Here is an 8,240-nt window from a genome sequence, read left to right on the forward strand (position 1 = left end):
CCCATGTATATAACTATCCAACGCCTTAGAACACTACTCGCTGTAGCACTCCTACTTCCGCTGCTGCTGATCAACATCGGCAGCGCCGCTGCTGAGGTGCGGATGATTGAGGATATCCTGCCAACGGTCGAACAATCCTCCGTCACACTGCAGATCCGCTTCAGCACCGCGATGCAGTATCTCTCTCATGCACCCCATAGCCATGGCAAGGAGCTGCAGATCAGTCTGCGCCCGCGAGATATACGCATCGATAGCGATAACATGTTAATTGGCGAGGAGCAGGTCACCTGGGATTCGAGTCGCGATGTGCCACTGGACGAGGTACGTTACGAAGGACGCGGTCAGGATGACTACACTCTGATTGTCAGTTTCAGCCGCGTAACCGACTACGAGGTCAATCCTGATCCCGACATGCAGGGTCTGACGATCCGACTACCACGAGTGACATCAGCCACACCTAAGCCATCGACCAGCAAAGCAGCGACACTGGTTTCCCTCCCCTATGTGATCAACCTCGAGTCTTCACTCAAGCCAATCGATCTGGCAGATCACGCCAGCCTCAAACAGCACGCCAGGCGACAGGCCTATGTGGTCGATTTTGAACAGAATCAGCGTACCTGGTATCGCCTGCGCCTCGGCTTTTTTGCCACCCGTAGTGAGGCCAGCGAGATGCTCAAGCAGCTCACTGCCAATTATCCCAAGGCGTGGGTTGCCCGCGCCAGTCAGAGCGAGGTCGAGAAGAAGACGGAAACAGCCGCTGTGAAACCTGTCGCAACCCCCTTGGCCACCCGACCGCCTTTGCCGCTTGAGCGTATCGAATCGCTGATGGAGGAGGCTCGCAAGGCGATGTTGGGCAGCGACTACGGTCGTGCCATCCGTATCTATGCGCGTCTGATCGAACATAAAGAGAATCCAAAGGGACAGCAGGCACTGGAGTTGCTTGGAAGTGCGCGTGAGCGTAACGGACAGCTGGCTCAGGCCAAGGCAGCCTATGAGCAGTACCTCTCGCTCTATCCAGAGGGAGAGCCAGCTGAGCGTGTGCGACAGCGTCTAGCAGCACTGATCAGTGCCCCCGACCGCCCCAAGGAGAGCCTGCGTGCGGCCAAGGGAAAACGTACCATTGATGAGGCGCAGTGGACTCTGTTTGGTGGTTTCTCTCAATACTATCGACGTGACATCAACAGCATTGATGAGGAGGAGTCGACGGTTAACCAGTCCTCACTCTCCACCGACCTTGATGTCACCAGTCGCAGGCGCAGTCATGATAGCGAGTTCCGCACCCGTTTTACTGGTGGATATCTGCACGATTTCCTTAATGATGGTGAAGATAACGAGAGCCGTATCAGCTCTCTCTACGCTGAAGCCAGTCACAAACCATCCGGGCTTAGCGGTCGCGTTGGGCGTCAGACTCGCAGTAGTGGCGGTGTATTGGGACGTTTCGATGGTGGCCTGCTCAGCTATCAGGCCACCTCTTGGGGCAAGCTCAACATGGTTGCAGGCTTCCCGGTCGATCGTACCTCTGATCCCCTCACCACAGACCGCAATTTTGTCGGTGCGAGTATCGACCTTGGCACCTTCTTTAACGCCTGGGACTTCAGCCCCTTTATCATCGAGCAGCGTGTTGCCGACATTACCGATCGACGTGCCGTCGGTGCCGAGCTGCGCTACTTCCACCCTGAGCGTTCACTACTAGGACTGGTCGACTACGACATCTCCTACGACGAGCTCAACACCGTGATGCTGCTGGGCAACTGGAAGATCGGCTCCCACAGCAACATCAATCTCACACTCGACCACCGTCTCACGCCGATTCTTACCACTCGCAATGCAATTCAGGGACAGCTGGTCGAGGGTGTTGAACAGCTGCTCAGCAGCTTCACCGAGTCGGAGATTCGCCAATTGGCAGTTGATCGTACTGCACGTAGTAACACTGCAGTATTCGGTTTCTCCACGCCGATCTCAGAGCAGGTTCAGCTCAACGCCGACATCACCGCCACCAACCTACAGGGGACGCCCGCATCAGGCGGAGTTGAGGCGATACCGGGAACCGGTAACGAGTACTACTACAACATGCAGTTGATGGGCAGTAATCTGATCAAACAAGGCGATACGGCCGTACTCGGCCTACGCTTTGCCGACGGTAGCACCTCGAGTACCACCACGATGTTGCTCAACACCCGTTATCCAATCACCAGTAACTGGCGCCTCAATCCGCGTGTGAAACTGAGTTACCGCGACAATAAAAACGATGGCCGAACCCAGTGGACCCTCTCACCGGCGGTCCGTATGGACTACCGTTGGAAACGTCGTATTCACTTTGAACTGGAGGCGAGTGGTGACTGGTCGACCGAGCAGCTGGCTAGCGATACCACCAATACACACGGCTACTACCTGACGGCCGGCTATAGAATCGATTTCTAATAAAAAACAGCCCTGATGTCGACTAATCGTCACCGTCGAGTAGTTTTCTAATAGTCGATAACAGCAGCTGGTTATCGATCGGTTTTCGTACAAAGCCGTTGAGTGGGTTCTCTAGCCACTCGGGCGATTGAGGCTGTTCAGAGTTACCGCTGCACAGAATGAGTACCGGCAGATCTTCTCGTTGCTGACGTAGATCCTTGGCCAGCTCGACCCCGGTCATGCCCGGTATTGCATAGTCAGCAATGAGGAGATCGATATGCTTAAGCTGCTCACGTGCACTATCAACAATCTGCTTCTCTTCAGTGGTGACAACCACCTGATAGCCGATACTTTCCAGTAGCTCCGCAATAAAACCTGCAACGGAGTGATCATCGTTGACCAATAGTATTCGGGCTGGTGTAACGACTCCATCAACAATTGACTGGGTGGGCACACTGAGTTCTTCCGAGTCATTCACCGCTGACGCTGGGACCAACACCCTAAAGTCAGTTCCACCCTCGGGTTTCGTATTGACCAGAATATGTCCGCCATATTCGTGCACGATGCCATGCACCATAGAGAGCCCCATGCCACTCCCCTTACCCACCTCCTTGGTGGTAAAAAAGGGGTCGAAAACACGCATTAAATTTTCAGGATCAATACCACTACCACTATCACTAACGGAGAGCTCCACATAGTCACCAGAAACACCACTCTGGCAAGAGGCACAACTATCATTAACAATTGTTGTTAAGTTGAGTTTTACATCAATACAGCCACTCTCTGCGATCGCATCTCGGGCATTGATACAGAGGTTCATAATCACCTGATGGAATTGAATCGGATCAAAGTTAATCGGTGGAAGATCCTCATCAAGGCTAAGCGCGATAGTAATATTGCTAGGGATTGTCGATCGCAGTAGCGATATCGCCTCTTTGACCAACGGCGCCGCTGGCAGAGACCTTGGCTCACTTGTACCAGCACGACTGAATGCCAGCATCTGTGCAATCAGATCACGCGCACGTCGACTCGCCTGATCTATACGATTTAAATACTCTGCAAGTTTATTGCTGCTTTCGTCTTGAGACTTTGTAAATCTGGCCAATGCGAGACTGGTGTATCCCATGATGCTGGCAAGAATATTGTTAAAGTCGTGTGCAATACCTCCCGTGAGCTGACCAATCGCCTCCATCTTCTGAGCCTGCTTTAGCTGTTTCTCCACTTCACGCTGTTCACGCTCCATCGCTTTGCGCTTACTGACATCGCGCTTTATAGCAACAAAATGGGTAATCTCCCCCCGCTTATTGATCACCGGCGTGATGGTCTGCTCCTCATGGTAGAGCGCACCATCCTTACGGCGATTAATCATCTCGCCCTGCCACGACTCCCCAGTGGTTATCACTCCCCACAGCTGGTTATAAAACGCTTCGCTTTGGGAGCCCGATTTAAGAAGTCGCGGGGTCTGCCCGACCATCTCATCAAGCGCATATCCGGTTACCCTCTCCGTTGCTGAGTTAGCCCACTCGATGACACCTTCACCGTCAGTAATAAGGACAGCATCGTCCGTCGATTCAAGCACCGCTCTCTGTAGCAGCAGTTGTCGTTCGTTACTCGTCTGCTCACTGATATCCTGAATGGTACCCATGATATGTGAGAGTCGGCCATTGTCGTCAAAATGGACGTGTCCACGCATGATAACGGTACGCTCACCGACATCACGTCGCTCAACCCTGAATTCGATATCGAGTGGTAGATAATGTTTTCGAGTGTTTTCGATGGCCTTCATAACCACCTGCCGATCTCTGGGTTGAACGATTGCGAGCAGTGTTTCGAAGGATGGTTTGATAGAGACCGGTAAAAAGCCGAAGATCAGGAAAATCTCATCGGACCAACGCATCTCACTGGTCTGTTTGGACCAGACCCAGCTACCCAGGTGGGTGATATGTTGAGTCTCTCTGAGGCTCTCTTCACTCGCCTTTAGCGCCTGCTCCGTAGTACGTCGCTCAAGCCGATTTCTTATCGCCGTTACGCCAAAGGCCAGATTGTCACTAAGGCGCACCAGGAGTGAGACCTCATCACTATCAAAGGCATCGTTCTCAGAGGCGTAGATTAATAAGACACCAAAGGCTACGCCCTCCTCAATCAACGGTAGACCTATTACTGAGGCGTAACCGCGTGATGTCGCCTGCTCACGCCACGGTGCAAACCGCTCATCTGTCTGCACGTCCCTGATGATGGCGGGTTGAAGGTTCCGAATCGCTAACCCACCCGGTCCCTGACCACGAGCATATTCGGCCCAGGTAAGGTTCGCACTCTCAAGATAGCCATCCTCAAACCCCGACTTTGCCACAGGCAAGATAGATTTATTGATATCGTGTTGAACGGTACCTACCCATGCCATGCGATAGCCACCACTATGGGTGATAACCTCACAGATATTGCTAAACAGTTCAGCCTCAGTTTTAGAACGGATGACTGCCTCATTGCAGGCACTTAGTGTCTGCAACGCACGATTTCCACTTTCGGTTATGTTATCGACCACTATTAATGACCATCAATTAAGGTAGCCGATCGGGATCGGTATGGTCAGAGTGGGGGGTGGAAGAGAAAGTCTTGGTATACATTGAGTAATGAACGGGTGAACTATCGCAGAGCACTACGCATCAAGTATCTTCGCCACGCTACTGCTGAATTGCTGCAGATCGAACGGTTTTTTCAAAATGGATTCGGCACCAATGAGTTTGGCAATGGGTAGATAGTCAAACCTTCCGACAATCCCGCCGCCCCCTGAGATCGCCAGAATCTTTACATCCTTCTTCTCTTCTCGCAGCGCCATAATCAGATCGAGACCATTCATATCGGGCATGACCAGATCAGTGATAACCATATCGAAGTGGCCACGCCGATAACACTCAATGGCATCACGTCCATCAACGGCCTCTTCCACCTCATGCTCATGAACCTCAAGCATATCGCGTAGCATAGCCCTTACGGGCTCTTCATCATCAACGATTAGAATTTTTGCCATAGCCCACCATCAATTGCCGCTGATACCATTTCAATCAAAACAGTTCGATATCACCATCGTCCATGCTCTGCTGGTCGATGGCCTTGTGTTTTGTATTGTCGAATGTACCGTGCTCTTTCTGCAACACCCTGCGTAGCCGCTCGGCATGCTCATCAAAACGTGACACACCGTGGGACGACTTTGATGTCGCAAGATCATTACGCAGCTCTTTAACCATATCGAGAAACTCCTGTAATGCGGAGATTCGGTTTTCCATATGATCGACAAGTTGCTTGGTCATATCCTCAAACTGCAACGAGCGAACGGCCACGCCCACATTTTGGCTAATACTTTCAGAGATTGAGGAGACTGAACTGAGGTGATCTGAGACATAGTCATTCAGCGTTCCGATCTCACTCATCATCTCACCGATGTGGTCCTGAGAGTTCATCGACATACTCATGTCTTTGGATGCCATTCTGCCAACAATGCCCGCACCTTTATCCATCGTCCCCTTGGCAACCGCAAACTGCTCGCGGATCTGGTTGGAGAACTGCCGACTTCTGGATGATAGCGAACGGACCTCATCGGCCACCACAGCAAATCCGCGTCCTGCTTCACCTGCACGTGCAGCTTCAATGGCTGCGTTGAGTGCCAACAGATCAGTCTGTGAACTGATACCGTCAATCTCTCCCAATAGGTGGTCGACTTTATCAATCTGCGTCTTCATCAAATTCATCGTCTCAACCAGCTCCATGCTGTATGCACTCATTGCTGTGATGTTGTCGACAAACTCATTGATCAGCTCTTGTGAATCATCGATAAACTGCTTAACACTAGCGCCATCATCGCCATGGTTCGACATACGCTCTATCAGTTCATGCACCATCTCGGTCTGGCGACGTGCATCGGCCTCAAGACCGGTAAAGCTGGTGACCAGATCGGCTATGGCATTGCCCTGCAGATCACGCACCTGGGATAACTCAATGAGGATATGGTCGAACTGCTGTTTCACCTCGAGCTCGGTTGAATTCTGTAGCTGTACAAACTCCGCCTCCAGGCTGGCAACTCCATTCATATCGGGTGAGTCATCCTCTTCCACCTCAATCTCGATGCGAAGAAAGGCCCCAACTATCCAGGTAAGTGCCAGCAGTACGACAGAAACATATGAGGGCACATCCATGTCAGACAGGAATGGCTGTAGCAATAGAATCAGTAATGTAACCAGACTCTCAATCCAGTGCGTGGTGAATAGCTTTTTTATCCGATCAATCATCGTATCGCCTTGCATACATTTAAGTGTGACGTCCTGCCACGACTCGCCGCTGATCCGCTGATCCGCTGATCCGCTGATCCGCGGTCCGAAGCCGATTTACTGTTACCCATTTCTATCGGCCGATTTGGGTACTTCTGCAGCCAGATCAAGGAGTTTGTCCGCCACCTTGTTCAACGGCAGCACAAAATCGACACCTCCCTTGTTGACCGCCTCCTTAGGCATTCCCCAAACCACACAACTCTTCTCATCCTGAGCGATGGTAGGCGCACCCGCATCATGCATCTGACGCATGCCTGCAGCAGCACCATCAGCACCCATGCCTGTCAGTATCACGCCAATGGCGTTACTACCCACATTGCGTGCCACAGAATTCATCATCACATCGACGGCCGGACGATGACGGTTTACGGGGTCACTCTGATTGAGGCTAATCACATACCTTGCGCCATCTCGATTAACCTCCATATGGTAGTCGCCGGGTGCAACGAAGGCGTGACCCGGTAATACATAATCACCATTCTCTGCCTCTTTGACCTTCATCGCCGAGAGTGAATCTAGCCGTTCTGAGAAGGATTTACTGAACATGGCAGGAATATGCTGAGTAATCACTGTTCCGGGGGCATCGGCCGGCATCACCTCCAACACCTCTTTGATCGCCTCAGTACCACCGGTAGATGCGCCGATCGCGATCAAACGATGCGTTGCTTGATACGCCGCACCCGCTGCGAGTGACCTAATATGCCTCTGTGCTTGCCCTGCTGCGCCCTGCGGCTTAGTCTCTCTTGATGCCCGACCAAGCACCAGCATTGAGGCACTAGCAGCCGCCTTAACCTTCTCAACAATCACCTCAGCGTACTCTGCGATCGATTGAGAAACGTCCAGCTTCGGCTTACTGATGAAATCGACCGCACCAAACTCCAGCGCCTGTAGGGTCACGCTCGCACCCTGCTCGGTCAGGGTTGAAATCATGACGACCGGCATGGGTCTTAAGCGCATCAAGTTTTTGAGAAAGGTAATGCCATCCATGCGCGGCATCTCTACATCAAGCGTCAAAACATCGGGATTAAGCGCCTTGATTTTGTCGCGTGCGTCATAGGGATCAACTGCCGCTCCGACCACTTCAATCTCAGGATCAGCATCCAATATCTCTCTCAGCACCTGACGAATTAACGCTGAATCGTCGACTATCAAGACCTTGATCATACTTTTTCAAACTCATTTCTATTGTGATACGAGGTGGCCATAACGTCAGAACAACTCCACTTCGCCTGTAATAGGCTGTGTATCGATATCGTGTATATACGCCTCTTCACGCTTGATGATCGTATCGTTATGCAGCGATTTCAGTTTCTTAACTCGTGCTTTGCCTGTTTTGGGGAAAAAGACGACTTTGCGTGGATATATATCCCCCACATCCTCGGACAATATATCCAGACACTCGGTCTGTAAAAAGTGATGAATTCGGGGAGTCGCTATTTTTGCGGAAGCTTGTTTTGGGCATCCAAGCCCAAGCAAGCGGCAAATACTTAACGCGACCGTTTATGCCTACGGCGCCCC

6 protein-coding genes are annotated in these 8,240 nt (G+C 51.8%); 1 reads left to right on the plus strand and 5 read right to left on the minus strand.

What is annotated here, in order from left to right; all coding sequences use genetic code 11:
* The first annotated feature begins 3 nt into the window (after positions 1 to 3).
* A complete protein-coding gene (locus tag BOW52_RS08270; protein ID WP_078483619.1) occupies positions 4 to 2,421 on the plus strand; it encodes an SPOR domain-containing protein in 2,418 nt (805 codons plus the stop codon).
* Between the two features lie 22 nt (positions 2,422 to 2,443).
* Here BOW52_RS08270 and BOW52_RS08275 read toward each other — a convergent pair whose 3' ends face one another.
* The 5 genes from BOW52_RS08275 to BOW52_RS17740 all read right to left on the minus strand — a co-directional run bounded on the left by BOW52_RS08275 (position 2,444) and on the right by BOW52_RS17740 (position 8,198).
* Positions 2,444 to 4,906 (minus strand): hybrid sensor histidine kinase/response regulator, encoded by a 2,463-nt coding sequence (locus BOW52_RS08275; protein ID WP_135622175.1) that lies wholly within the window; start codon positions 4,904 to 4,906, stop codon positions 2,444 to 2,446.
* Positions 4,907 to 5,056: 150 nt separating this feature from the next.
* Entirely contained in the window at positions 5,057 to 5,428 is a 372-nt protein-coding gene (locus BOW52_RS08280) for a response regulator (protein WP_078483621.1), read from the minus strand.
* Positions 5,429 to 5,462: 34 nt separating this feature from the next.
* The gene (locus tag BOW52_RS08285; protein WP_172840268.1) at positions 5,463 to 6,683 is read right to left on the minus strand and encodes a methyl-accepting chemotaxis protein; all 1,221 of its coding nucleotides are present in this window, start codon (positions 6,681 to 6,683) and stop codon (positions 5,463 to 5,465) included.
* Between the two features lie 102 nt (positions 6,684 to 6,785).
* Positions 6,786 to 7,886: a protein-glutamate methylesterase/protein-glutamine glutaminase gene (locus BOW52_RS08290; RefSeq protein ID WP_078483623.1), complete on the minus strand. Its 1,101-nt coding sequence runs from the start codon at positions 7,884 to 7,886 to the stop codon at positions 6,786 to 6,788.
* A gap of 45 nt (positions 7,887 to 7,931) precedes the next feature.
* Positions 7,932 to 8,198 carry a hypothetical protein gene (locus BOW52_RS17740; RefSeq protein WP_269087642.1) on the minus strand — a complete coding sequence of 89 codons (267 nt, stop codon included), beginning with the start codon at positions 8,196 to 8,198 and terminating at the stop codon, positions 7,932 to 7,934.
* Positions 8,199 to 8,240: the final 42 nt, after the last annotated feature.

Origin of the sequence: Solemya pervernicosa gill symbiont, assembly GCF_002020875.1 — a bacterium.
Classification (GTDB): Bacteria; Pseudomonadota; Gammaproteobacteria.

Excerpts from the sequence above, each read along its gene's own strand:
- BOW52_RS08270 (WP_078483619.1), top strand. The coding sequence starts at position 4 with ATGTATATAACTATCCAACGCCTTAGAACACTACTCGCTGTAGCACTC.
- BOW52_RS08290 (WP_078483623.1), bottom strand. The coding sequence starts at position 7,886 with ATGATCAAGGTCTTGATAGTCGACGATTCAGCGTTAATTCGTCAGGTG.
- BOW52_RS08280 (WP_078483621.1), bottom strand. The coding sequence starts at position 5,428 with ATGGCAAAAATTCTAATCGTTGATGATGAAGAGCCCGTAAGGGCTATG.
- BOW52_RS08285 (WP_172840268.1), bottom strand. The coding sequence starts at position 6,683 with ATGATTGATCGGATAAAAAAGCTATTCACCACGCACTGGATTGAGAGT.